The organism is Acinetobacter sp. Ac_5812 (genome assembly GCF_013072695.1).
Lineage (GTDB): Bacteria > Pseudomonadota > Gammaproteobacteria > Pseudomonadales > Moraxellaceae > Acinetobacter.
Map to the genome: position 1 here is coordinate 54,903 of NZ_LXUK01000025.1, position 25,797 is coordinate 80,699.

Genomic DNA, 25,797 nt, shown 5'->3' on the forward strand with positions numbered 1-25,797 from the left:
ATCTGACCGTACTATGTCAAATTTCAATAAGACCATATCGAAACGCTTACGCCTCAATCATGCTTATGGGCAATTGATTGCACTGATTTTAGTGCCGATTGCCATCTTGACAGGTGTTGGTATTCTTTGGGTTTTATCCGAAACGACCAGCTCCGCAAAATCACAACAACGCTCTGATGCTTCAGCCATTTTGGCGCGCTACCATCAAACCGCGAATGATTTATTAAAACTGGTACAAGAACAACCCGATCAATATGATCGTGCTCAAAACATCATGCAGAAGATGTTTGATGAAAAAAACCTACAGCGCGCAGTATTGATTGATAATCGCGGTCAGACTTATTTAAGCGTTGGCTATCAAAACAATCGCTTTTGGCCAAACTTCCCAGAAAACAGCAACTTCTTTGGTCCAATTGCGCATAATCACAACAGCATCTATGGTTCGAAGCTCGACAGTGGCGACCCTAACGCTGTTTGGCTCATGATTGAATTAGACAATCAACCCCTCGAATTGGCTCGCTATAAAATTCTACTGTCTCTGGTCGTGACTGGGCTGATCACCATACTGATTCTGCTGTTCTGTTTAAACGTGTTCTCACGTCGTTGGCTCGCACCGTTGTATGAAATTCGCATGCAAATGCAACGCCTCAACGCCGACACCCTAGATCAGCATATTGTCGTGAACAGTACGGGTGAACTGCGTTTGCTGCAACGTGATATTGCCAATGTGGTAAAACGTCTGCACTTTAGTTTTTTAGAATTAAAAGAACATACCGAACAAACCGAAGAAGACTTACGTCGAACACTCGATACCCTAGAAGTTCAGAACATTACCTATCGTCAGGCACGAGACCAAGCGATTTCATCAAACCAATCCAAGTCGGTGTTTTTGGCCAATATCAGTCATGAACTTAGAACACCTTTGAACAGTATTGATGGCTTCATTCACTTATTACTGCGTCAGCAGAATCTGAGTAATGAGCAAAATCTTTATTTGCAAACCATCCGAAAATCATCTGCACACTTATTGGCACTGATTAACGATGTATTGGATTTCTCTAAAATTGATGCAGGCAAACTCGAACTTGAAACTGCACCGTTTGACCTTGAAGAAGCCATTTTCGATGTGATGGATATGCTCTCGCCCCTAGCGGCACAAAAGCATATCAACATGGCCTTCTATTATGCAGAGAATATTCCAAAACATGTGGTAGGAGATGCTTTACGCTTTAAACAGATTCTGACTAATCTAATTTCCAATGCAATCAAATTCACACCTGATGGTGAGATTATTGTGCGTGTACGTATGGAAGATGATGAAATTGGACAATGCCTATTGCACTTTAGTGTACAAGACAGCGGAATTGGCCTCAGCGGCACTGATCGTAAAAAGCTGTTTGAATCGTTCTCTCAAGGCGATGCATCGGTCACCCGCCAATTCGGTGGTACTGGATTAGGTTTAGCGATTTCCAAACAGCTGGTGCATCTGATGCATGGTCAAATCGGTTTTGAAGACAACCAAGAGCGTGCACCGACAGAGAAAGGCTCAACCTTCTGGTTCACCGCCTCATTTAAAGTTGAAGAACAAGATGAGTTTGTTGAACATCCTCATTTCGATCATCTGCAAGTGGTGTCATATCTTGCCCACCCTGCAACGGCCAGCGTACTGCGTTCATACCTTGAGAATTATCATGTCTCTCATATTGAGACACAATCCATTCTGGACTTATTCAGCCGTTTAAATCACCTGAATCAGCAGGAAAATACCTGGTTAATTGTCGATCATAGTGGGGATACAGAGGCCTTACTCAAAGAGATTCGTCAACGCTATCATGGCAACTTAGCGGTTTATGGTTACCAGATGAGTCTTGAGCCGAACATGCTCAACGAATATCGCGCTCGCCCGCTGTATCAACCATTGAGTCGTCGTGAGTTGGTCCAGTTACTTGGCAATGAACCTGTTTTTGAGCAAGAACCAGAAGACTTTAATGGCCAAGGTTTACACATCTTGGCTGTGGATGACCATCTGCCTAATTTGATTGTACTTGAAGCCTTACTCGGTGAGCTCAATGTCACCACCACCAAAGCCTTAAGCGGACAAAAGGCCATCGACATTATCCAAGAGCGAATCGAACAAAAATCGCCGCCGTTTGATTTGGTATTTATGGACATTCAAATGCCGGTGATGTCGGGGATTGATACCACTCGCGCCATTCGCTCACTGGAATCAACACTTGATAATGGGATGCAACTGCCAATTATTGCACTCACAGCACATGCTTTGGCCGATGAAAAGCAGAAACTGCTCAAAGTTGGGATGAATGATTATGTGACCAAGCCGATTCAGATGGAGCAAATCATTCAAATCCTGACCCATTGGACCAAAAATAACTTCAGTGCCCAACCTGCGAGCATTGAACCCAAGCGACCAATTGAATCTATTGATCCTCAAATCCTAAATTGGCAACAAAGCGTACAACTTGCAGCCAACAAAGAAGATCTGGCGCAAGATCTATTGAATATGCTGGTGGATAGTTTCGATACGGAACTGGCGGAAATGCAGCAATTGATTGAAATGGAAGATTTTCCACAACTCGAGCATGTCCTACATCGTCTTTATGGCGCGACCCGCTATGTCGGTACGCCAAACTTACAGCAAGTCTCAGGTGAGTTTGAACAATTTGTCTCGACCTTACGTAAAGAACGCCGTAAAGCGGATGATGTGTTTATTCGTGAAACCACGCATCGTTTCAATGAGCTCAGCACGGCGATTGAACAAGTGAGACAAGCGGCTAACTTGATCCTACATGCGCATGACTCGTAAAACTGTGAGTTGGGATATTGGATAGTCAATGATTAAAATACAGGCCGTCTTTTTGTGACTGCCCTGTCATGTTTCAACCTAAAGACTCGTGCTATGCTGCCTCATCAAACACAATAAGAGTAAGGCAGATGGCACTTTTACGCGTTGAAAAGAACAATGGAATCGCAACAGTTTCCCTAAACCGACCTGACAAACGTAATGCAATGAGCTTTGCCTTACTCAAAGAGCTGGTGGCAACTGCCAAAAAAATTGAAAAAGATCGTTCAATCCGCTGTGTCATTCTCACTGGTGAAGCACAAGTCTTTAGTGCAGGCATCGACCTTTCTGATTTAAACAATCCTAAAAATACTGCTTTTGCCGCATGGGAACTGATCAAACCAGGGCAAAGTCTGTTCCAAAAAGCCTTTCTGATCTGGCAGAACCTGCCGATCCCTGTGATTGCAGCAATCGAAGGCTATTGCTTTGGTGCAGGCATGCAGCTCGCACTTGCAGCGGATATTCGTATTGCAACGCCAAGCACGCAAATGTCAATCATGGAAAGTCGTTGGGGCCTTGTACCAGATATGGGGCTCACCCGTTCATTGAAAGGACTGATTGGCGTTGATTTGGCCAAAGAACTGACCTTAACTGCACGTATCTTTGATGCTGAATATGCCAAACAAATTGGTCTAGTCACCCATTTAGACAATGATCCATTAGCAAAAGCAAACATCATTGCGGAAGAGATTTTACAACGCTCACCAGATGCCATTATGGCAGCCAAACGGGTGTTAGATGCGATGGAGCACCAACCTGAAAAAGCATTACGTTTGGAAAAACTTTGGCAGCTCAAACTACTTTTAGGTAAAAACAGTAGTCTGGCACGCAAAAAGGACAAGAACCCAGAAGTTCAATTCCTGCCGCGCCAATACAAATAATTCCGACTGGAGAATATTCACATGCATGCGAATCAAAAAACACCAATCGCTTTCTTGGGTATGGGTTTAATGGGCACACGTATGGCCAGCCGACTCTTACAAGCAGGTTATCCTGTGGCGGTCTGGAATCGTAGTCCACTTGCATGTGAACCTCTGCAGCAACAAGGTGCATCACACTTAAAGCTAAATGACATCGGCAGCTACCCTGTTATTTTGACCTGTTTAGCCGATGATCAAGCAGTGCAAAATGTTTTCGCCCAAATTCAACCATATTTGAAAGCTGAACAGATCATCGTTGATTTCTCCAGCTTATCGGTCTCTGCGACTCAACAATTGGCTCAGTCTGCTCAACAACAACAGGTCACATGGATTGATTCACCCGTATCAGGCGGAACCATGGGAGCTGAACAAGGTACATTGGTGATTTTTGCAGGAGGTGATGCTGAGACGATCGAGCAGCTCACCCCGATTTACAATGTCCTCTCACAGCGTGTTACCCGTATGGGAACATCAGGTACAGGACAAGCGACCAAAATTTGTAATCAGCTGATTGTTGCCGCCAATAGCACCCTGATCGCAGAAGCTGTCGCCCTTGCCAATCAAGCAGGCGTCGACACCGCATTACTTGCACCTGCACTCGCGGGCGGCTTTGCCGACTCAAAACCCTTTCAAATCCTTGCTCCTCGTATGGCAACACATACTTTTGAACCAGTACAATGGAAGGTGCAAACCTTATCAAAAGATTTAAACAATGCCCTACTTCTAGCACAGAGTTTTAACTTAAAGATACCTGTGGCACAAAAAGCTCTATTACAGTTACAAGCTCACCAAGAAAATGGCTTTGCTGATAAGGATTTAGCGACTATCATCAAAATTACACAACAATAATTATTGATTCAGGGAGTCTGAAAATGAGCCATCTTGCAGTCAATTTATCCATGATCTTCACTGAAGTTCCTTTAATCGAGCGTTTCGCCTTAGCACACGCTCACGGTTTTCAGCATGTAGAAATTCAATTCCCCTATGAACTCGATGTGATTGATATTCGAACTCAACTTGAGCAACACAATCTCTCCCTCTGCCTGATTAATGTTCCTGCGGGTGACTTGATGCAAGGCGGCAATGGACTTGCAGGTGTGCCGGGACGAGAAATTGAATTTCATCAAGCGCTTGAGTTGGCCATTCGTTATGCCACTGCATTAGATGTTCCACGCGTCAACATTCTGGCAGGTAAACAACCGCTGGATGCAGATCTGCTGCCTTGTCTCAACACGCTTGCAAGTAATTTAAAACTGGCGTGTCACATGCTCACGGAACAAGGTATTGAACCCGTTTTTGAAATGATCAATGGTACTGATATGCCACGCTTCTTGGTTCAGAACATTGCCCAAGCCCAAGAAATGCTGGAAGCCATCAACCATCCCGCCCTGAAAATGCAATATGACTGTTATCACATGGCGATGATGGGTGAAGATGTATTAGCGGGATTACAGGAAAATATCGATCAGATTGGGCACATCCAATTTGCCGACTGTCCAGACCGGCATGAACCCGATACTGGAAATATCCCCTATAAACAAATCTTTGACTGGTTGCTACAAAGTGACTATCGAGGTCTAATTGCAGCGGAATACAGACCAAAAACGCAGTCAGATCAATCTTTTGCATGGAAAAACAAGTATTTTTCCAATGATGTGAATACATAAACTGTTACTGCTAAAATTTGAACTTTTTAGAGAAAAACGGTATATTTGACAATGAGCAATTGTCAGGAAAATATACCCTCTATGAATTTAGAACCATCGCCCAGCGCTTCTAATTCTCACGACCTAAAAATCAAAACAGCGAACAAAGATGTACAAGCGTGCCTAAACGTTGTACATGAAGCTCTCACTGATGTAAAAGCCAAAGATATTCTTGAACTTGACGTAAGTACGATCAGTAATGTTGCCGATGCAATTGTGATTGCAAGCGGTACATCGACTCGTCATGTTAAAGCCCTTGCAGACAATGTTGCTGATGAAGCACGTAAAGCAGGTTTCCGCCCAATCGGTGTCGAAGGTGAACGCGATGCTGAGTGGATCCTAATCGACCTCGGTTTTGTTGTGGTACATGTAATGTTACCAACCGCGCGTAAGTTCTACGACTTAGAAAGCTTATGGCGTGCGCCCGAATCTGTAGCGTAAAGCTCCTCAAAAAAGCGACCGAATAGGTCGCTTTTTTTATAGCGAATTCAAGTCAAAAATAGCCCTAAACAAGAACACGTAACAAGCCGATTTAGCCCTAAATTTCCGACCATTCGTTGTAAAATATAATCGCAGTGCTAGTATTAAATCCTCTCCTCAAGTACAGCTAGAATAAGATGAAAGATTCAGCCGCATGGATTGAAACACTCCATAAGATTACTGGATTGGCTCAATCAGGTTTGCACTACAGCAAAGATGTATACGATAAAGAGCGTTATGAGCAATTACTTGATCACGTCCGTACCCTGATTGAATTAAAAGAAATTGATACCACTCATTTTATTTCCAATGTCTTGCAAGATATTGGCTATGCAACACCCAAAATCGATGTGCGCGCTGTTGTCTTTAAGGACAATAAACTTCTATTAGCCAAAGAGACACAGGATGGCTTATGGTCTATTCCTGGAGGTTGGGCAGATGTTGGCTATTCCGCTGCAGAAAATGCTGAAAAAGAAGTCCTTGAAGAAACTGGGTTAGAGGTGAAAGCCGTTAGACTCCTCGCACTCACAGATCGTAGAAAGCACCCTCACCCTGCCATGTTCTTACACGTGTATAAAGCCTTTTTTTGGTGTGAACTGATTGGTGGCGAACTCAAACCAAGCATAGAAACCTCGGAGGTGGCTTTCTTTGGCAAGGATGAATTACCTCCAATTTCTACAGCGCGTGTTACCGAGGCACAAATCCATCAATTTTTTGAGTTACTACAGGGATTACCGGAGAATACTTATTTCGACTAACTTCTAATTTAAAGAACTCATCAAAAACATAATCCCCAAACAACAATATCGCTCTCACCAAAAGATGAGCAAATGTCGACCATCTCCCACCTTTAAATTTGACATGACAAATTGTCAAAATTGCAGCACTATACAGATTCTTGCAATCCCACCAATAAATAGCATAACTGGAGTACAGGAAGTGAAAATACTGATTACAGGTGCCAATACAGGCATTGGTTTTGCCACAGCAGAACAGCTGGTTAAACAAGGGCAACACGTGATTCTGGCCTGCCGAAACCCACAGAAAGCACAACAAGCACAAAACAAATTACGGGCGCTCGACCAAGGGCAAGTCGATCTCATCTCCCTCGACCTCAACAGCCTTGAATTAACTCGAAAAGCAGCAGATGAAATTGTAGACCGTTATGGCAATCTGGATGTGTTGATCAACAATGCTGGCTTATTTGCCAAAACCAAACAACTGACTGCTGATGGCTTCGAGCAACAGTTTGGTGTCAATTATCTCGGTCATTTTTTATTGACCCAAAAACTGCTTCCTGTTTTAAAACAATCGCCTCAAGCACGTATTGTCCATTTGGCCTCAATTGCACATTGGGCAGGCTCAATCAAACCCAACAAATTCCGCGCAGAGGGGTTTTATAATCCACTATTTTATTATGGACAATCCAAGCTCGCGAATTTACTGTTCAGCAATGCATTAGCAGAACAACTAGCAGATAGCTCAATTACCAATAATGCGTTACACCCAGGTGGCGTCGCTTCGGATATTTATCGCGATCTACCCAAACCTGTCTATGCGGCGATGAAATTAGGTTTAGTCCCAACCTCTGTTCCTGCAAATTTGATTAGCAAAATGGCAATTGGAGACGAATGGAAAAATCGTAATGGAGCGTATGTCAGTGCGCATATGCCAGATTGGAAATCTCCACATGCCAAAAACCAGCAATTGGCACGTGATCTTTATCAACAATCTATGCAATTGGTTGAAAAGTTTCTTTAAAAATAAGCCAAATAAAAAAGCCACCCGAGGGTGGCTTTTACAATCTTGATTGAGGCCAGATTAGTGACCACCACCATTGATTGCTTTGGTCATATCTTCCACAACTTTCTTGGCATCACCGAAGATCATCATAGTTTTTTCATTGTAGAACAAGTCATTGTCTAAGCCAGCATAACCTGTTGCCATAGAACGCTTGATCACCATGATAGTACGTGCTTTGTGTGCTTCAAGGATCGGCATACCGTAAATCGGTGATGTCGGATCGTCTTTCGCTGCAGGGTTCACCACGTCGTTTGCACCAATAACAAGTACCACGTCTGTTGCAGGGAAATCTGAGTTGATCTCATCCATTTCCAAGATGTCTTCATAAGCAACATCCGCTTCTGCTAACAATACGTTCATGTGACCAGGCATACGACCTGCAACTGGGTGAATCGCGAAGCGAACTTTTACGCCCTGCTCTTTCAAGATTTCACACAATTCTTTCACCGCATTCTGTGCACGACCTTGCGCCATACCATAACCCGGTACAATCACAACGCTGTCTGCATTTGACATCAGGAAGCCTGCATCATCTGCTGAACCAGAACGGTGGTTACGTTGAACTTGCTCACCTTTATCTGCTGATGCAACTGCTGCACCGCCCATTGCACCACCAAACAATACGTTGATGATTGAACGGTTCATCGCCTTACACATGATGTAAGAAAGAATCGCACCAGAAGAACCAACCAATGAACCCGCAACGATCAACATATTGTTTTCAAGTGTGAAACCAATACCTGCTGCAGCCCAACCAGAGAAGGAGTTCAAAAGTGAGACCACAACCGGCATATCACCACCACCGACTGGTGCAATCCATACCCAGCCAAATGCAAGTGCAAGTGCTGTCATTGCCCAGAATGCAGTCATATTATTCGTTAAGAAGAATATGATGCCTGCTGCAAGCATTGCAATAAAGATAAGCGCTTGAACAGGTTTAACCCATGCACCAGAAATGGTTTTTGCCCATTTCTTCGCAGCTAATTTACCGTAAGCAAATACTGACGCAGTAAAAGTAATTGCACCAACAAAGCAGCCAACAAACAATTCAAATAAATGAACCTTACTCATATGAGCATGTTGTACGCCAGCAGCAGTTAAAGCAGCTTCATTTTCAGCAAATAATGCCGTCAATTGGTTGTTATGCAAAATTGCAGCAATTGCAATTAATACCGCAGCCAAACCGACCAATGAGTGCATCAATGCAACTGTTTCAGGCATTTGCGTCATTGGCACTGTTCTCGCACGAGCGATACCAACAATACCACCTAATACCATTGCACCAACGATCATCCAAACGACAGGATGTTCTGCAACAAAGAACGTTGTTGCTACAGCAATCGCCATAGCGATCATACCGTAACGGTTACCTGCAATCGCAGTCTTAGGACCTGACAAACCACGTAAGGTTAAGATAAAAAGGACGGCACCGATCAGGTAGAACCATTCCGCATAGTCTCGAATAAATTCCATCGATTAGCCCTCTTTTTTCTTTTGCTTTGGCTTGAACATTTCAAGCATACGCGCAGTTACAGCAAAGCCACCAAAGATATTGATACTTGCCAAGAACACAGCAATCGCACCAAGGACACTGACTACGTTTACGCTTTGAAATGCAACATTTGCATCTAATCCAATCACTGGCATACCCACAGTTTGGATCATTGCTCCAACAACAATAATTGAAGACAACGCATTGGTTACTGCCATAAGTGGTGTATGTAACGCAGGTGTTACACCCCAAACCACGTAATAACCCACGAAGATGGCAAGGACGAAAATTGTAATCGTTTCAACCATGAGAACTCTCCCTTAACCGCGCTTGAGCAGTACTTGACCGCCATGTGTCACAAGTAACGCTTTTTGGATTTCTTCTTCTTGATTGATCGCAAAAGCTTTATCTTTGTCGAATAATGTCTCAAGGAAGTTAAAAACGTTACGTGCATACAATGCAGATGCTTCAGTTGCAACTGTGCCTGGAATATTTGGAATACCCAAAATCTTCACGCCATTTTCAGTTGTGACTGTTTCGCCTTCTTTAGAACCTTCAACGTTACCGCCCGTTTCAACTGCCATATCTAAAATGACAGAACCCGGTTTCATTTTGGCAACGGTTTCAGCTTTAATTAAACGTGGAGCATTACGACCTGGAATCAATGCAGTGGTGATTACGATGTCAGCATTTGATACCGCTTTATCTACAATCGCAGCTTGATCTTTAATGTATTGCTCACCCGGCTGCCAACCATAGCCGCTTTTCGCAGCTTCAGCAGCACGTTGTTTTTCTTCATCGGACATTGGCACATCAAGCCATTTACCGCCTAAAGACTCAACCTGCTCTTTAGCTGTTGGACGTAAGTCAGTTGCTTCAACCACTGCACCCAAACGTTTTGCAGTCGCAATCGCTTGAAGACCCGCAACACCAACACCCATAATCACAACACGCGCAGGTTTCACAGTACCTGCAGCCGTCATTAACATTGGGAACATACGTTGATATTCAGCCGCAGCTAACAATACAGACTTATAACCCGCCAAGTTTGCTTGAGAAGAAAGTACGTCCATGTTTTGTGCGCGTGATAGCGTACGTGGCAGTAATTCCAACGCAAAAGCAGACACTTGCTGAGTTGCAAACTGGTCTAATTCTGGATTGCGGTAAGGGTCAAACATTGCAATTACAGTCGTATTTGCCGCAAGCTTTTGAATTTCATCGCCTTTAGGGGCACGTACCTTCAAAATAATTTGGCTGCCTGTATAAGCATCGTCCGTAATGGTTGCGCCAACTTGTTCATAAGCACTGTCAATGTACGCAGCTTTAACACCAGCACCACGTTGAATGACAATACTATGACCTGCGTTAATCAACTTCTTAACTGTCTCTGGTGTTGCCGCTACGCGACTTTCACCGAGGATAGTTTCGGTTGGGATTCCGATCTGCATGAGCGTTCCTCAAGCTAGTTTTTCTTAAGTAAACATCGCAAATAGCAATGTTTCCCCCAGGAGTATTCTTTGTAGAAATTTGGATTCTAATGGAACTTTTTTAAATTTCCACCCAATATTTATTTAATAAATACCTATATTTTGAACTGATGATTCACATTTATATTTAGAGCTTGTATGATCCGCAGGTTTGCCTTTTGATCGAACAAGGCAGATCTTTCATCTCTTCTTCACATACAAATCTGACCGCTTACGCACTGAATCGGTTCATTTCTATACTGTGCCCTTCCTGATTTGGACGATCACAGCGGTATCTATTCAACATCTCTACTTCTCATCCTGATCATCAGGAGCGTTTAACCAAATCCATTTTCATCGACATTGGTTATTTCTTTGACGCTCTAGCGATGTATTGGTTGAATCGGCATCATAATCATGCAGTTGTGGCGAGGGATTGGCTTCTCTTCACTTTATATTGGTCTTTTCGGCGAGTTTTTATCAAACAATTTATAACAAGCCATCAAGAGAGCCTATAAAGGGAGGTTTCTCTTTATCAATAAATCTGAATTGAATGAACTAAGTTGCTCAGAAAAATTTAAAAGAATGAAAAAAACTTAAATAGGCATTTTTTCAAGTGATATTTGTATGGTTTTGTCTAGCAAAAGCCGCTTTATTGCACAATATTGGTGCAAATATTAAACACTCACTCAATTCATCGCTTCAATTTAATTTTTAAAAAAACCAAATCCGCAGAAATCGCTCATTTATTCTGACTTCTGCTCGCTTTAAGTTCAAAATATTCTTGACCTCAAGTTAGATTGAGCTTTGATACTGAGGCATCTCCACCTTCAATGTGATCTGTCACGATGAAACCGACCTTTAAAATGATCAATCCCAGTGAACTTTATGATCCACGCAGTAATGGCTATAGTCATGTGAGCATTGTTCCACCCAATATGCGGATCATTCATATTGCAGGTCAGGGCGGTGAAAATAAAAATGGTGAGCTCTCTAAAGATTTTGACCAACAGGTACAACAAGTCTTCTATAATATTCAACACGCTTTAACTTCAGCCCAAGCACAACTATCAGATATTGCGGTTTTACGTATGCTCGTGGTTGACCATAATGCGGAGAAACTTCACATCTTGGCTCAAACCATACAACACTTATGGCCGCAGCATGCCTTTCCTGTCTGTACCCTTATTCCTGTATCACACTTGGCATTAACAGGGATGCAAATTGAAGTTGAAGCAACCGCCTATACCGCATAAACCAGTAATAGAGAAAATTATGTCTGCCCCTCAAGATATTAGTCAAAATAAAACCTTACTTTGGTTTATGGCTGCAGCATGTGGTTTATGTGCGGGTGCCAACTATTATAGTCAGCCTTTGATTCACTCGATTCAGCAGTATTTTGCAGTGACTGAAGGTCAAGCGGCGCTTACGGTAACTTTTGCGCAAGTCTCTTATGCCCTTGGCCTGCTGTTTATTGTCCCAATGGGCGATGTGGTGAACAAAACCAAATTCATTCCGTTACTGATGGTATTTTGTGCTGTAGGTTTATTTATTAGCGCTTTCTCGGTCAACTTACCTATGCTTTGGCTCGGTACTGTCATGGCAGGGCTATTCTCCGTGGCGGCACAGGTATTAATTCCGCTTGCCACCATGACCGTGAAACCCGAAAAGACGGGTGAGGTCATTGGTATCTTGATGAGTGGATTACTGGTGGGTATTTTACTTTCCACCAGTCTTGCTGGCTTATTTTCTAATCTATTTCATTGGAAAGTGATTTATGTGGTCAGTGGCGTGCTCATGCTGATCTTGGCCTATGCCCTGAAAAGCCGCTTACCTTATGCCATGCGCATGAAAATGAATTATGGGCAAGTATTTGTCTCCATGGCGCAATTGCTCAAACAAGAGAAGCGTTTGCTGTTACGTGCGCTGGCAGGTGGCTTCGCCTTTGCTGCGGTCAGTATATTATATTCAACAATTGCGCTACTGTTGACCTCGGCCCACCATCTGCAAGATCTGTTGATTGGTATGGTGCCTTTGGTCGGGATCTTTGGTGCCCTCTCTACGCAATATATCGGTAAATATGCAGATCAGGGCTATACCAGCCAATTAACTTGGATGGGTTGTGCTTTATTTATCTTGAGTTGGATCTGCTTCTATTTTGGGCAAAGCTTCTTATTCAGTTATATCCTCGGCTTTGCATTGATTCAGTTGGCATTGGCCTTAGTGCATACCAGCAATCAGAGTGTGATTTTCCGTTTACGTCCTGATGCGAAGTCTCGTATCAATGCCATTTATATGACCGCCTACTTTACTGGTGGTGCATGTGGTTCGGCACTCGGTATTTTTGCATGGAATCATGGTGGTTGGAGTATGACTTGTTTAGCGGGAATCAGTCTGGTCTTTGCTTGTATGTTGTTTAGTTTCTTCGACCATCTTTCAACAAAGAAAAACCAAATGTCCACCTCTTAAAGATTTATCCTCACACTGAAAATTAAAGTGATGAGGATCAGCATTGGTGAATTGATCACAAAACTCGTATAATGCTGCCCTTTCTTTGCTTGTCCACATCCGAGATCTGTTTATGCAATCACTTGAATCATTACAGCCACGTATTTCCGTCGCGCCGATGATGGATTGGACAACCAAGGACTATCGTTTCTTTGCCCGTCTTTTTAACCCAAATGTGGTGCTCTATACCGAAATGGTGACCACAGGTGCAATTATTTATGGCGGTGCCAATCGTCATCTCGATTTCAACAAACAAGAACAGCCGATTGTGTTGCAACTCGGCGGCTCCAACCCACAAGAGTTGGCGACCTGTACCAAAATGGCGGAAGACTGGGGTTATAACGAAGTCAATTTAAATGTTGGCTGCCCAAGTGATCGTGTACAGAATAATAAAATTGGCGCCTGCTTAATGGCGGAACCCAATCTGGTGGCTGAATGTATTCATAGCATGCAAAAAGCAGTGTCAATTCCAGTGACGGTAAAACATCGTATCGGGATTGATGACATGCATTCTTATGAAGAGATGTTGCATTTTGTCGATACAGTTGCTGCCACAGGTTGTACCCATTTTATTGTACATGCACGTATTGCCATCTTGCAGGGCTTATCGCCAAAAGAGAATCGTGAAGTTCCACCATTACGTTATGAAGATGTCTATCGTCTCAAACAAGAACGTCCGCATCTCACCATTGAAATTAATGGTGGCATCAAGACCTTTGATGAAACACAGCAACATTTACAGCATGTCGATGGCGTGATGATTGGTCGCGAAGCCTACCATAACCCGTATCTATTGGCTGAAATGGGACAGCTCTGGAATTTGGAAGCAGTTGATCGTTTTGAGATCATGCAGCAAATGATGCCTTATATTCATCAACGTGTGGCCGAAGGTGCACCGCTTTCAATTATCACCCGTCATATTCTGGGCTTATTTCAAAACCTACCAGGTGCACGTAAATGGCGTCAGGCGCTGAGTGGTGGTAATGCCAAAACCATCGCCGATATTGAACATGCCATTCAAAATATTCAAGCTGCGATGCAACGTACTGAAGATTATTTAAAAGAGCATCAGGACTAATCTGATATGCTAACTAAGCATAACGTTTTTGCAATGGGACATAGCGCAAAAGCCGCTATGTTGCATCAGCATTGAACTTGCTATAAATCCAAACTTCTCATCCCCCTTGAGCTTAACAAATCGCGTTAACCGTTATGCTCAAGCACGGTTTCACAATTTTATCTTACAGAAACAACCGAAGTTGATTTAAGCTTTTTTAGCTAACTGAAACTCTTCATAAGAATCAAAAGGCATCTGCGTTTTTGTATCAATGATTTCAATCTGTTCATCACCTAACATAATCATATTCCGAGTGGGAACACCTTGTAGCTGAATCTTTAACTGATCATTATCCAGAAACTTAAATTGTCCTGCATAAATTTTAGCTGGGCGATTATCATTATTATTGCTTTGTTCCAATACAAAAGTTTGATCTGCGTTGATTTTAAGATCAATTCCTGTACCCAAACAGCCATCACAACTTGTCACGCATGTCGCACATGGAACGACACCAGAATAATGCCCGACCCATGCCTTAAGCTCAGGATGATTGACTGAATGTTGCTTATTTGAGTGTAGATCTGGTGTTTGTGCTTGCGCATTACTTTGATTTTTTGCCTCATTCGACTGTGAACATCCCAAACTGATACTGGCAAAAACAAAGGAAGTCAGCAATGTCTTTTTCATATCCAATTTCCCTCAAACTCAATATTTAAAATTCATTGCAGGTTCAATACTACGCGGCGCATCACTATACGTTCAGGCATGCGACCAAAGCAAGTGCTGCGATACTCATGTTAGCTAAAGGGATATTTATAGATTTCGTGCAAAAAACAATACGACTTAATGGCCCTGTTTTTTATTAAAAATAAGGTGATTTATATTGAAGTGTTCACAATCAAGCGTCGCAATATTGAACTGAATATTTTAAAGATGCTTGTATTCATAACAAAAACTTTGATACATGGCTAAATGAGTTGCACGATCTGATCGAGATCAGAAGATTTTTCTGAACAAAACACTTTCACCGTCCTACCAAATATAACGATATTAAACAAAAACTTATATAAACATCAAGTATCAAAGCAGATCTAATAGCCCACACTAACATGTCTATTTTTTAATCAAAAATGAAATATAATCTTACAAATCATTTTATCTAAACTAATCAACCAACAACTTACTGATAATGAAAAAGATTCTTAAATAGCAATTCAGCTAAGTGATCTGTACAACAGCTCAAATGTTATATTATTACGTTACATTTCAGTTTTTTTAAGATTTATCGCTTACTATGGGCGCCGTAATAAATTCTGGCACACGTTCAGTTGTTTTGAAAATGCGGTAGAGATGCACAATGATTTATGATGTACCTTCAGTTGATCACAGTATGATTCACCCACCCTCGCAACAGGTGGTTATTCCTTATCGAGAAATGCCGAAGCCTGCATCAGTGCCAGCAATTGATGTTGATAAATTCTCTCAGAAATTGGCAAAGCGTGCCTCTTATCGTAGTTCATCACAGTGCGCTAAATTTGTCAGAATCGCCCTACAGTCAGCAGGTGCCAATATTGTCCAGCATCCAGTGGCTGCGTCAGACTGGGGCCGCACTTTACAACAGATTGGTTATCAAAAAATTACACCTGCGTTTAACAACCCGCAACCTGGTGATATTTACATTATCCACCGCACTAAAAAACATCGCTATGGGCACATTGCTGGCTTTACCGGTTCACAATGGGTTTCTGATTTTAAGCAAACTAGTTATGACGTCTATAAAGACCCAAATGTCACCTATACCTATTACCGTTTAGCGCCGCAATATCCACAGGCTTAGTCAATTGAAATCTGATTTAGGTTCGGATTTTATCCAGTTTTTTTAAGACTTCAGCTACCGCCACCATGGCAAAGCTTGAAGTCACCACCACCGCCGAACCATATCCCCCGCAGCGCAGACCCGCACTTGGACAAACATCCGCACTGGAAAATGGGTTATCAATCGAATACACGCAAGTGATGCCAAATTTCTCTTTTGGCTTTTTGCAAATCCCCATAGAACGCAGTTGCGTGCGTAACTTTGCCAACATTGGATCTTGTTCGGTTTTGGACAAATCTGCCACCCGAATTTTCAGTGGGTCGAGTTTGCCACCCGCACCACCCGAAACAATTAACGGGATTTTGTTAAAACGACAATGCAGCATCAAGGCAAGTTTAGCTTTGACATCATCAATACAATCCAAAACAATGCTTGGCACTGGATTTAAAATCTCTTTGACATTTTCAGGCGTCAGATAGTCATCAATCACATTCACTTTCATGCGTGGATTGATCTGGCGACAACGTTCCGCCATCACTTCGATTTTTTCTTGACCTAATGTCGAACTCATCGCTGGCAATTGACGGTTAATATTTGATGCTGCTACCACATCCATATCGACCAGAGTCAATTCACCAATCCCTGTACGTGCCAGTGCCTCAACCGCCCAACTGCCAACACCACCAATCCCAATCACCATGACATGACTGTGTTCATAATGCGAAAAGGCATTTTCTCCATAAATTTTGGCAACACCAGCAAAACGGCGTTCATATTCATCATTTACAGGAACATCGGTCATCACAGTCGTGGTCTATCTTTCTAATCAAAGCACTATTTTAGCGTGTTTAAACCCATTTAGGTTAGCTTGATGAAACTTTGCTTGATGCTTGACCTTGGCGACTTAAGATTAGTAACAGAATAAAAACCATCAGGCTCATGCACAAAGCCAACAGGTTGGCATTGATCCAGCCAAGACCACTCAAAATCGGTGCAGGTAAAAATGCGCCTAAGGTTGCAAATAAGGCAATTCCTGTTTCATTGATGCCTTGGACACGATGTTTTTGCTCCTCGTTAAGGCCCGCTAACAAGGTTGATGCACCTGAATAAGCAAAATTCCAGCCTACACCGAGCACGATCAAGGCAGCATTAATATAGATCCCCACTTGTCCAAACATTGGAATTAATGAAGATAGCATCAGCAAAGCAAAACCAACATAAATCGTAGTATGCGTTCCCCAGCGTTGAATCAGTTTAGAGACAAAGAAGGACGGGATAAACATCGCCAATACATGTAGCTGAATCGAGATCGAAGCATAATGAAATGAGTGATGCTCCTTGAGATGTAAGGAGGACATAATCATCATCACATTCATAATATAGTAGGCAAATGCACCGCTGATCACCGCAGCAATAATTAAAGTGCTTGGCAGTTTGCTACGTTGAGTTGGTTCAATCAGCACTTGCTGTATCTGCTGGCGTTGGAATTTTCTGTTCCAAAGATACAAGATCGGAGAAAGCAGCAAGGCCAAGACACTAAAGATGAAATAGATCGCAGTGAAATCGGGTAAGCCTGCTACCTGTTGAAACTGAATTGCCAACATCGGTGCAATAACCGCAGCAACCACACCACCCGAAATGACCATCGCGGTAGCTTTCGGAATTAAATCAGTGGCCAAACGATCAGAGGCCGCAAAACGATAAAAATTAGCGGTGGAAATGAATAAACCCAGTGAAAAATGGCTCAGGCACAATAAATAAAATTGTTGCTGCTGTAGGGCCAAATAACCGAGAACACCTGCCAAGAACAGGCAGACGCAACCAAACTGGAAAACCAAATGCCGTCCGAGCTTTTTCATTAAAAATGAAAAAATAAAGGTGGTCAGTAACATCGCTAAAAACTGCAAACCATACGGCACTGTAGCTAAGGCCTGAGTTGGTGCAAGCTTTAAACCCACAATTGCAGCCACAGTAACAGACAGAACAGCGGCAATTAAATTAAATGCCTGCGCAGCCAAGAGATAATAAACATAGCGTGGTAACTGATTCAAAACCTTTATCCAATTTAAACGGGCCTGAATACCTTAACGCTGAATGCTTGAAATTCAAACAAAAAAAGATGAAAGACCAGCTTTCATCTTTGATTTAAGTGTGTGTTTCGTTATGCAGCAATCAGATTGCGTAATACATAATGCAAGATACCACCTGCTTTAAAGTATTCCACCTCATTCAAGGTATCAATGCGGCATAACACTTTGAACTGATCTTGACTGCCATCTTCTCGCTGTACCTGAATATCCAGCGTTTGATGCGGTTGGATATCATCAGATAGTCCATGAATCGACAATACTTCACGGCCAGTGAGGCTCAAGGATTGACGGGTTTGCCCATCCACAAACTGTAAGGGCAATACGCCCATGCCTACTAAATTAGAACGGTGAATCCGTTCAAAACTTTCAGCAATGACCGCTTTAACGCCTAAGAGATTAGTCCCTTTTGCAGCCCAATCTCGTGACGAACCTGTGCCATATTCCTTACCTGCAATAATCACCAACGGTGTTTTCTGTTGCTGGTACAACATTGATGCATCATAGATGGCCTGCTTTTCACCTGTTGGAATGAAAATGGTATTTCCACCTTCTTCACCACCCAGCATTTCATTCTTGATTCGGATATTGGCAAAAGTTCCGCGCATCATCACTTCATGATTACCACGTCGAGAACCATAAGAGTTGAAATCTTTCGGTTCAACCCCCTGCTGCTGTAAATAACGTCCTGCTGGGCTATCTTTCTTGATATTCCCTGCTGGAGAGATATGATCGGTGGTGACCGAGTCGCCCAATACCGCCAAGATTCGTGCTTGTTCAATATTGCTAATGGCCTTCGGAGGCTGGTTAATTTCTTCAAAAAATGGTGGATGACGAATATAAGTCGAATTATCCTGCCACGCATAAGTTTGGCTTTGTGGAATCTGAATCGCCTGCCAAGTTGCATCCCCATCAAACACTGCTGCATATTCTTTATGGAACATGTCGGTATTCACTTTTTGCAGTACTTGATCAATTTCAAACTGACTTGGCCAGATGTCTTTCAAATAAACATCTTGTCCATCTTTACCTTGTCCAATCGGTTGCGTGGTTAAATCAGTACGGATATTCCCTGCTAAACCATAAGCCACGACCAAAGGTGGAGACGCCAACCAGTTGGTTTTTACCAATGGATGGACACGTCCCTCAAAGTTACGATTGCCTGAAAGTACGGAAGCAACATTTAAGTCATGGCATTGAATCGCTTCTTCGATGGGTTCAGGTAAAGGCCCTGAGTTACCAATACAGGTGGTACAACCATAACCAACCAAGTTATAACCCAACTCATCCAAGTACGGCGTTACACCTGCAGCCGCTAAATAATCAGTGACCACTTTAGAGCCCGGCGCCAATGAACTTTTCACCCATGGTTTGCGTTGCAGGCCTTTTTCAATGGCTTTTTTAGCCAATAGACCCGCAGCTAACATCACACTTGGATTAGAGGTGTTGGTACATGAGGTGATTGCTGAAATCACCACATCACCATCCTTCAATGGATAAGATTTACCTTCAATGGTGCAAGAGGGCTCTTCATGCGCTAAATTCGCTTTCTTGGCTTCGACAGCCGTACCGCCGCCTTCATTCTCTAAACGTTCTTTGGCTTCTTTCGCTGGTTTTAAATTAAGCTCCATCAACGCATTAAAGGTTTTCGGAACATCGCCCAACAAAACCCGATCTTGTGGACGTTTTGGTCCTGCCAGACTGGCTTGTACCGTACTCATATCCAAGCTGAGCGTATCGGTAAAAACTGGCTCATCGCCTGCATGACGCCATAAGCCTTGTTGTTTACTATAAGCTTCGACCAAATCAATACGGTCTTGTTTGCGTCCCGTCAATGCTAAATAACCCAGCGTCACCTCATCAATCGGGAAGAAACCACAGGTTGCACCATATTCAGGTGCCATATTGGCAATGGTCGCACGATCAGCCAATGGTAAATCAGCCAAACCATCGCCATAAAACTCAACGAATTTACCCACCACGCCTTTTTGGCGCAGCATTTGGGTAATGGTCAAAACCAAATCGGTCGCAGTAATCCCTTCATTCAACTTACCTGTGAGTTTGAATCCGATCACCTCTGGAATCAACATTGATACAGGTTGCCCGAGCATGGCTGCTTCGGCTTCAATCCCCCCTACACCCCAACCTAAAACCCCCAGTCCATTGATCATGGTGGTATGAGAATCTGTTCCAACTAAGGTATCTGGAAAGGCAAAAACCTGACCTTCATCATCACCTAACCAGACGGCTTGCGCTAAATATTCTAAATTGACTTGGTGGCAAATCCCTGTCCCGGGTGGCACCACACTAAAATTATTAAATGCAGATTGTCCCCAACGAAGGAATTGATAACGCTCACCATTCCGTTGCATTTCAATTTCAACGTTCTCGGCAAAGGCATTTTCATCGGCAAAATGATCGACCATCACCGAATGGTCAATCACCAAATCGACGGGTGACAAAGGATTGATGAGGTTAGGATCACCGCCTGCTTGAGACATTGCGGCACGCATTGCAGCCAGATCGACCACTGCAGGAACACCAGTAAAATCCTGCATCAGTACCCGTGCAGGTCGATATTGAATTTCTTGATCTGAACGTTTGCTTTTTTGCCAATCGACCAGCGCTTGAATATGCTCCACTTTTACACTTTTTTGGTCTTCAAAACGGAGTAAATTTTCTAGCAAAACCTTTAAAGACTTCGGTAATCGTTCAATATTACCAAGGGTTTGAGCTGCTCGCGCCAAGCTAAAGATTTGATAGGATGTCGAACCGACGCTGAGTGTTTGTAATGCATTGAAACTATTGATTTTGCTATATCTGGCCATAAGGTCGCCCTCCCAGTATTGGCTGATGTGTTTATTATCAAATTGTTCTTTTAATGTACCCCTGTTTAGAAAAGCATGTGTTCCCTTTTAGTATCTTATTTTTAACGAGATTATTTGCTTATTCTCTTAAAATTTAAGTCGCAACGCAGCCAGTGAGTTGTGCCAAAGTTGTGCAGCCAGCTGTAAATCAGGCTGGTTAAGGGTCTGAGCCAAACTCTCCAGCACATAAGGTAGGTTGACAGGGGTATTACGGGTACGATGCTCGGTCGAAGTTTGGCAACACAACGGCGTCATATCTGGACAATCAGTTTCGATCACCAAGTTTTCACTGCCTATCGCTTGTACCACTTGATGCAGTTTTTTGGCATTTGGATTGGTAATTTGTCCTGTCACCCCAATTTTGAAGCCTAATTTCACCAAGGCCTTGGCCTCTTCCACCCCACCACTAAAGGCATGGGCAATGCCACCCAATTTAAATTTTTGTGCTTTTAAAATGGCAATCGTTTCTGCATGTGCTTTACGGATATGTAATAACACTGGTTTTTGATATTGTGTTGCCAATACCAATTGTTCAATAAAATAATGCTGCTGTTTGGCAAACAGTTCGGGCTGTTTATGTTGTTTTAAAAAAGTATCTAAACCAATTTCACCCACCGCCACACAGTCATGCTGCTGTAACATCTGCTCAAGTCGCTGTAAATGTTCTGGCTGATGTTGTTCGATATAAAAAGGATGTAAACCAGGGGCCAGATAAGAGCGTGGCACATTTTCCCAATATTGTAATTGTTGATGGGTGTGGGTCAGTTCATCGAATCGTGATTCAACAAAACCGATTAACACTAAAGCATCGACCCCAACCTGTTTTGCTTGTTCAGCCAGATGTTGCCGATCAATATCAAAATCGGCAACATCAAAATGGGTATGGGTATCGAACAGTTGCATTAACTTTGACTTGGCGTACTTGCAGCAGGGGTTGATGCTGCTGCTGGCTTATCTATTTTAGGTAAATACTCAGGCTTTAACACGCCTTGTAATTCGCTAAATGGAATGACTAAACGTGGTAATCCGACCACATAAGGACCAATTTCATATTCACCATATTGCAAAATTAACCCTTGCTCACCTAACAGGAAATTATCAGTGACTTGGAAAGGCCAAGCCTGTTCATATTCCTTTGGATCCGTTGCAAGTTTGGAATCAACAATCCAGGTTTTAAAGGCCTCATGTGCCAATTTGTCTAAAGTGGCTTTTTGTTTAGGCAACAATAAATCATGTAATTGAATCTGTTTTTGAGTGGTCAAATCAAAGTTGTAATAACGCTGTGAGGTCGAGCCATGCGCTCCCCCCAAATAACTGCTGCTATTTAATACAACTGTCGCCAATGTTCCTTTCGGTTGCAAAATTTTGGGCTTAATCATCAAGCTAATTTGATGGCTACTGCTGAGCGCTTTTAACTCTTCATCGATTTTCACAAAGGCATTGGCATAGGCTTGAGCCTGAGCATCCAAACTCGATTTATCCTCAGCAGTCTTAGGCGTTGAAGTCGCAGAAACATCCGCATCGACCACATCTAAAATCTTGCCCAATTGCTCAAGAATTTGCTGATCCAGTAATTGATCAATAAACGGGAAATTACTTTGTAATCGTTCAACCGTAAAATCAGGACAGGTATTGCCTTTACACTCAGGCAAACTCACCTGTAACTTCACGGTTTCACCGCGTAAGATTGGCTCGGCGGGTTGCTGTACCACAGGTGGATCAGCGGGTTTATCCTGTGATTCTTTCGGCTCTGATTTCGGCTGGCAAGCGGCAAGCAGAATTGCACATGCAAGGACGCTAAATTTATAAAATTTTTTCATTTAAAACCTATCAGCATTGTTATTACACAAGATTTTTAAATGCTATCGAAGTTAAAGCAAAACCGCTACAGGCACATGCAATTTCTATACGAAACTTAGAATAGTAGCCTCTGGCTCAATTAAAACATTTGCTGATATATTTCAGCCTGTAGCATTTGTTTGCTTTGTTCCGTAGTCAAATAAATATCTAGTTGTGGTGCATCTTTGCTGATTTCATTGGCACGATAATGCACTCCAATGCCTTCCCCATCAAAGAACCAATCGGCCTGTCCCCAATACAATTTTTTCGGCACTTGCTTTTTGACTTCTGCCGATTGCTTGTCTACCCATGTTTGATAGTGGCTTTGGATAATCTGGTTTAAGGCATTTTGCTGATTTTTCTGAATCACATCCAAAACACTGACACTCTTTTGCAGCTTACGATCCGCCACAAAAAAGTAGAAGCGATCTTTCACCGCAATATCTTCTTGTTGTGTATCCACACCCACTTGCAACAATACATATTGATTTCGTTGCGAGGCAATACGTGTGGTTATATGCAGTTCATAGACTTTGTTTTTAGAATATTTATCTTGCCACTCATCTGACTTTTTCACGTAGGCATTAATCGCCTGTTGCAGGGTCAGGTTTTTATTCTGTTCTATTTGTTGCTGAATCACATTGGCCTGATTTTTTGCAATCCATGCATTCAGCCATTCATCTTGGGTTTTGACTGTCTGAATATCGAGATCAATACAGTTCTTCTTTTCACAGAATGGCAAGGCATAATCGGCCTTGGCTTCTTTCATATTTAAGTAAGGCAATACTTCAGCCTTTTCGACTGATGACGCAGCCTGTTCCTTGGTCTGCTCCTTAGTGCTTTCATTTTTATTCGGATGATCACATGCCGTTAAAGCCATTATGCCAATCATCATACTGACAGCTAAAAGTGGTTTTAAAGTGTTCATTGCATCATCCTTTATTTTTAGAGCATTCAATTAAAAACAGCTTCTAATTAGAAGCTGTTTTTGTGCAGTTTAGTGTTCTCGTGTGTTACGGAACTGAATATCTGGCCAACGTTCTTGCATTAACTGTAAGTTTACACGACTTGGTGCAAGATAAGTCAGATGACCACCGCCATCCACTGAAAGTTGGTCATGTGCTTTTTTCTTAAATTCATTCAGAATCTTGTCATCGTCACAATGCACCCAACGAACGGTATGTACACTGACTGGCTCGTAAATACAGTCAACCTTATATTCTTCTTTGAGGCGGTAAGCAACCACATCAAACTGTAGCACACCGACTGCACCGACAATCAGATCATTACTGATTTGTGGCATGAACACTTGGGTCGCACCTTCTTCAGATAACTCTTTCAGGCCTTTTTGCAGCTGCTTGGATTTCAAAGGATCTTTTAAGCGAACACGGCGGAACATTTCAGGTGCGAAGTGCGGAATCCCAGTGAAATGCAGATCTTCACCACTGGTAAAGGTATCGCCAATCTGAATGGTGCCGTGGTTATGCAAACCAATGATATCACCCGGCCAAGCCTCTTCCAGATGTTCACGCTCGCCAGCAAGGAAGGTTAAGGCATCACTGATACGCACATCTTTGCCGATACGCACATGATTCATTTTCAGACCTTTTTCATATTTACCTGAGCAAATACGCATAAAGGCAATACGGTCACGGTGTTTTGGGTCCATATTGGCTTGAATCTTGAAGACAAAGCCAGTGAAGCCTTCTTCATTGGCTTCAACAATACGTTCTTGCGTTGGATGTGCCTTCGGCTCTGGCGCCCAATTAATAAAGGTATCCAAGACATGATCTACTGCAAAGTTACCCAATGCAGTACCGAACAAGACTGGAGTTTGTTTACCTTGCAAGAATAACTCACGGTCAAGTGGCTCATTGGCCATTTGTACCAATTCAAGAGATTCCTCAAAGGATGACCATGCTAATTCGCCTACTTTTTCACGAATGTCGGCATGATCATAACCATCACGCACTTCAATATCAGTAATAGTCGAACCAAAACCTGCTTTATAGACATATAGCTTATTTTCAAGCAGGTTGTAGACGCCAGCAAAATCACGCCCCATACCTAAAGGCCATGTGATTGGCACACAGCGAATATTCAGGACATTTTCAATTTCATCGAGCAACTCTAAAGGCTCGCGAATTTCACGGTCCATTTTGTTGACGAATGAAATGATAGGCGTGTCGCGCATACGACACACTTCCATTAATTTAATGGTTCGTTCTTCGACACCTTTTGCACCATCGATCACCATCAAAGCTGAGTCAACGGCAGTCAAGGTCCGGTAGGTATCTTCCGAGAAATCTTCATGCCCCGGCGTATCGAGTAAGTTAATGGTGTGCTTTTTATAAGGGAACTGCATCACCGACGTGGTAATCGAGATACCACGTTCTTTTTCCATTTCCATCCAGTCAGACGTAGCAGAACGGTCAGACTTACGGCTTTTGACCATCCCCGCAACCTGAATCGCCTTCCCCCATAACAACAGTTTTTCTGTCATGGTGGTCTTACCCGCATCGGGGTGGGAAATAATCGCAAAGGTGCGACGTTGGGCAACCTGTGCCGCTAATTCATCTTTAAACATGCTAAAAAATCTACAATTTGTGCACCCATATGTATCTGCAAACAATGGCAAGAACAGATGGCATGCGAAAGAATTTAAAATTGGCGCAATTGTAGCAGATTTACAGAACATATTGATCGATTGTTGATATGTCTTAAGTTATCCACATCACAACTAAAATTACATAATTTATCTAACGCATGGATACTCGTTTTCATACACAAGATCATGCTTGAAGGCTCCTCCAATCCGGCACAAAACAAGCCATAGTGGTGATGATAAACACTGGTAACCTGATTTCATTCATCCATAAAATCAGCGACTAGACCA

22 protein-coding genes are annotated in these 25,797 nt (G+C 42.7%); 11 read left to right on the forward strand and 11 right to left on the reverse strand.

All coding sequences use genetic code 11. The features are described from left to right. The first annotated feature begins 13 nt into the window (after positions 1 to 13). The 7 genes from A7P55_RS19215 to A7P55_RS19245 all read left to right on the forward strand — a co-directional run bounded on the left by A7P55_RS19215 (position 14) and on the right by A7P55_RS19245 (position 7,727). Positions 14 to 2,824, forward strand: a complete 2,811-nt coding sequence (locus A7P55_RS19215; protein WP_171553409.1) for an ATP-binding protein — start codon at positions 14 to 16, stop codon at positions 2,822 to 2,824. A gap of 128 nt (positions 2,825 to 2,952) precedes the next feature. Then, the gene (locus A7P55_RS19220) at positions 2,953 to 3,741 is read left to right on the forward strand and encodes a crotonase/enoyl-CoA hydratase family protein (RefSeq protein ID WP_004655703.1); all 789 of its coding nucleotides are present in this window, start codon (positions 2,953 to 2,955) and stop codon (positions 3,739 to 3,741) included. A 21-nt stretch (positions 3,742 to 3,762) separates the two neighbouring features. Continuing rightward, positions 3,763 to 4,629: an NAD(P)-dependent oxidoreductase gene (locus A7P55_RS19225; protein ID WP_171553410.1), complete on the forward strand. Its 867-nt coding sequence runs from the start codon at positions 3,763 to 3,765 to the stop codon at positions 4,627 to 4,629. Positions 4,630 to 4,652: 23 nt separating this feature from the next. Further along, positions 4,653 to 5,447, forward strand: coding sequence for a TIM barrel protein (locus tag A7P55_RS19230; RefSeq protein WP_171553411.1), 795 nt, complete (start codon positions 4,653 to 4,655; stop codon positions 5,445 to 5,447). 81 nt (positions 5,448 to 5,528) lie between these two features. Further along, on the forward strand, positions 5,529 to 5,927 hold the full coding sequence (rsfS, locus tag A7P55_RS19235) for a ribosome silencing factor (RefSeq protein ID WP_004655709.1): 399 nt from the start codon (positions 5,529 to 5,531) through the stop codon (positions 5,925 to 5,927). A gap of 176 nt (positions 5,928 to 6,103) precedes the next feature. Beyond that, on the forward strand, positions 6,104 to 6,724 hold the full coding sequence (locus A7P55_RS19240; protein WP_171553412.1) for an NUDIX hydrolase N-terminal domain-containing protein: 621 nt from the start codon (positions 6,104 to 6,106) through the stop codon (positions 6,722 to 6,724). Between the two features lie 181 nt (positions 6,725 to 6,905). Then, positions 6,906 to 7,727 (forward strand): SDR family NAD(P)-dependent oxidoreductase, encoded by an 822-nt coding sequence (locus tag A7P55_RS19245; RefSeq protein ID WP_171553413.1) that lies wholly within the window; start codon positions 6,906 to 6,908, stop codon positions 7,725 to 7,727. A 60-nt stretch (positions 7,728 to 7,787) separates the two neighbouring features. Here the strand turns inward: A7P55_RS19245 and A7P55_RS19250 are convergent, their stop codons facing one another. From A7P55_RS19250 to A7P55_RS19260, 3 genes are read right to left on the reverse strand one after another with little or no spacing between them, the layout of a single operon-like run. Further along, positions 7,788 to 9,242 (reverse strand): NAD(P)(+) transhydrogenase (Re/Si-specific) subunit beta, encoded by a 1,455-nt coding sequence (locus A7P55_RS19250; protein WP_171553414.1) that lies wholly within the window; start codon positions 9,240 to 9,242, stop codon positions 7,788 to 7,790. Positions 9,243 to 9,245: 3 nt separating this feature from the next. Next, on the reverse strand, positions 9,246 to 9,569 hold the full coding sequence (locus A7P55_RS19255) for a proton-translocating transhydrogenase family protein (RefSeq protein WP_005051598.1): 324 nt from the start codon (positions 9,567 to 9,569) through the stop codon (positions 9,246 to 9,248). Positions 9,570 to 9,581: 12 nt separating this feature from the next. Further along, positions 9,582 to 10,709 carry a Re/Si-specific NAD(P)(+) transhydrogenase subunit alpha gene (locus A7P55_RS19260; protein WP_016542049.1) on the reverse strand — a complete coding sequence of 376 codons (1,128 nt, stop codon included), beginning with the start codon at positions 10,707 to 10,709 and terminating at the stop codon, positions 9,582 to 9,584. A gap of 866 nt (positions 10,710 to 11,575) precedes the next feature. Between A7P55_RS19260 and A7P55_RS19265 the strand changes: the two genes are divergently transcribed. From A7P55_RS19265 to dusA, 3 genes are all read left to right on the forward strand, one after another. Continuing rightward, positions 11,576 to 11,983 carry a Rid family hydrolase gene (locus A7P55_RS19265; protein ID WP_171553415.1) on the forward strand — a complete coding sequence of 136 codons (408 nt, stop codon included), beginning with the start codon at positions 11,576 to 11,578 and terminating at the stop codon, positions 11,981 to 11,983. Positions 11,984 to 12,002: 19 nt separating this feature from the next. Then, entirely contained in the window at positions 12,003 to 13,196 is a 1,194-nt protein-coding gene (locus A7P55_RS19270; RefSeq protein ID WP_171553416.1) for an MFS transporter, read from the forward strand. A 112-nt stretch (positions 13,197 to 13,308) separates the two neighbouring features. Continuing rightward, the gene (gene dusA / locus A7P55_RS19275) at positions 13,309 to 14,313 is read left to right on the forward strand and encodes a tRNA dihydrouridine(20/20a) synthase DusA (RefSeq protein WP_171553417.1); all 1,005 of its coding nucleotides are present in this window, start codon (positions 13,309 to 13,311) and stop codon (positions 14,311 to 14,313) included. A gap of 186 nt (positions 14,314 to 14,499) precedes the next feature. Here dusA and A7P55_RS19280 read toward each other — a convergent pair whose 3' ends face one another. Then, on the reverse strand, positions 14,500 to 14,979 hold the full coding sequence (locus A7P55_RS19280; RefSeq protein ID WP_171553418.1) for a copper resistance protein NlpE N-terminal domain-containing protein: 480 nt from the start codon (positions 14,977 to 14,979) through the stop codon (positions 14,500 to 14,502). 670 nt (positions 14,980 to 15,649) lie between these two features. Between A7P55_RS19280 and A7P55_RS19285 the strand changes: the two genes are divergently transcribed. Next, positions 15,650 to 16,129, forward strand: a complete 480-nt coding sequence (locus A7P55_RS19285; RefSeq protein WP_016542022.1) for a CHAP domain-containing protein — start codon at positions 15,650 to 15,652, stop codon at positions 16,127 to 16,129. Positions 16,130 to 16,145: 16 nt separating this feature from the next. Here the strand turns inward: A7P55_RS19285 and A7P55_RS19290 are convergent, their stop codons facing one another. The 7 genes from A7P55_RS19290 to A7P55_RS19320 form a co-directional block, all read right to left on the reverse strand. Then, a complete protein-coding gene (locus A7P55_RS19290) occupies positions 16,146 to 16,910 on the reverse strand; it encodes a tRNA threonylcarbamoyladenosine dehydratase (protein ID WP_171553476.1) in 765 nt (254 codons plus the stop codon). Positions 16,911 to 16,971: 61 nt separating this feature from the next. After that, positions 16,972 to 18,159 carry an MFS transporter gene (locus tag A7P55_RS19295; RefSeq protein WP_171553419.1) on the reverse strand — a complete coding sequence of 396 codons (1,188 nt, stop codon included), beginning with the start codon at positions 18,157 to 18,159 and terminating at the stop codon, positions 16,972 to 16,974. A gap of 110 nt (positions 18,160 to 18,269) precedes the next feature. Beyond that, on the reverse strand, positions 18,270 to 21,023 hold the full coding sequence (gene acnA / locus A7P55_RS19300; protein ID WP_171553420.1) for an aconitate hydratase AcnA: 2,754 nt from the start codon (positions 21,021 to 21,023) through the stop codon (positions 18,270 to 18,272). Between the two features lie 126 nt (positions 21,024 to 21,149). Beyond that, positions 21,150 to 21,965, reverse strand: coding sequence for a TatD family hydrolase (locus A7P55_RS19305; RefSeq protein WP_171553421.1), 816 nt, complete (start codon positions 21,963 to 21,965; stop codon positions 21,150 to 21,152). Continuing rightward, complete coding sequence (locus A7P55_RS19310; protein WP_171553422.1) at positions 21,965 to 22,882, reverse strand: RsiV family protein; 918 nt, start codon at positions 22,880 to 22,882, stop codon at positions 21,965 to 21,967. The genes A7P55_RS19305 and A7P55_RS19310 overlap by 1 nt, the downstream gene beginning before the upstream one ends. A 119-nt stretch (positions 22,883 to 23,001) precedes the next feature. Further along, positions 23,002 to 23,829, reverse strand: a complete 828-nt coding sequence (locus A7P55_RS19315) for a hypothetical protein (protein ID WP_171553423.1) — start codon at positions 23,827 to 23,829, stop codon at positions 23,002 to 23,004. A 69-nt stretch (positions 23,830 to 23,898) separates the two neighbouring features. Continuing rightward, positions 23,899 to 25,488, reverse strand: a complete 1,590-nt coding sequence (locus A7P55_RS19320) for a peptide chain release factor 3 (RefSeq protein WP_065344059.1) — start codon at positions 25,486 to 25,488, stop codon at positions 23,899 to 23,901. Positions 25,489 to 25,797 lie beyond the last annotated feature (309 nt).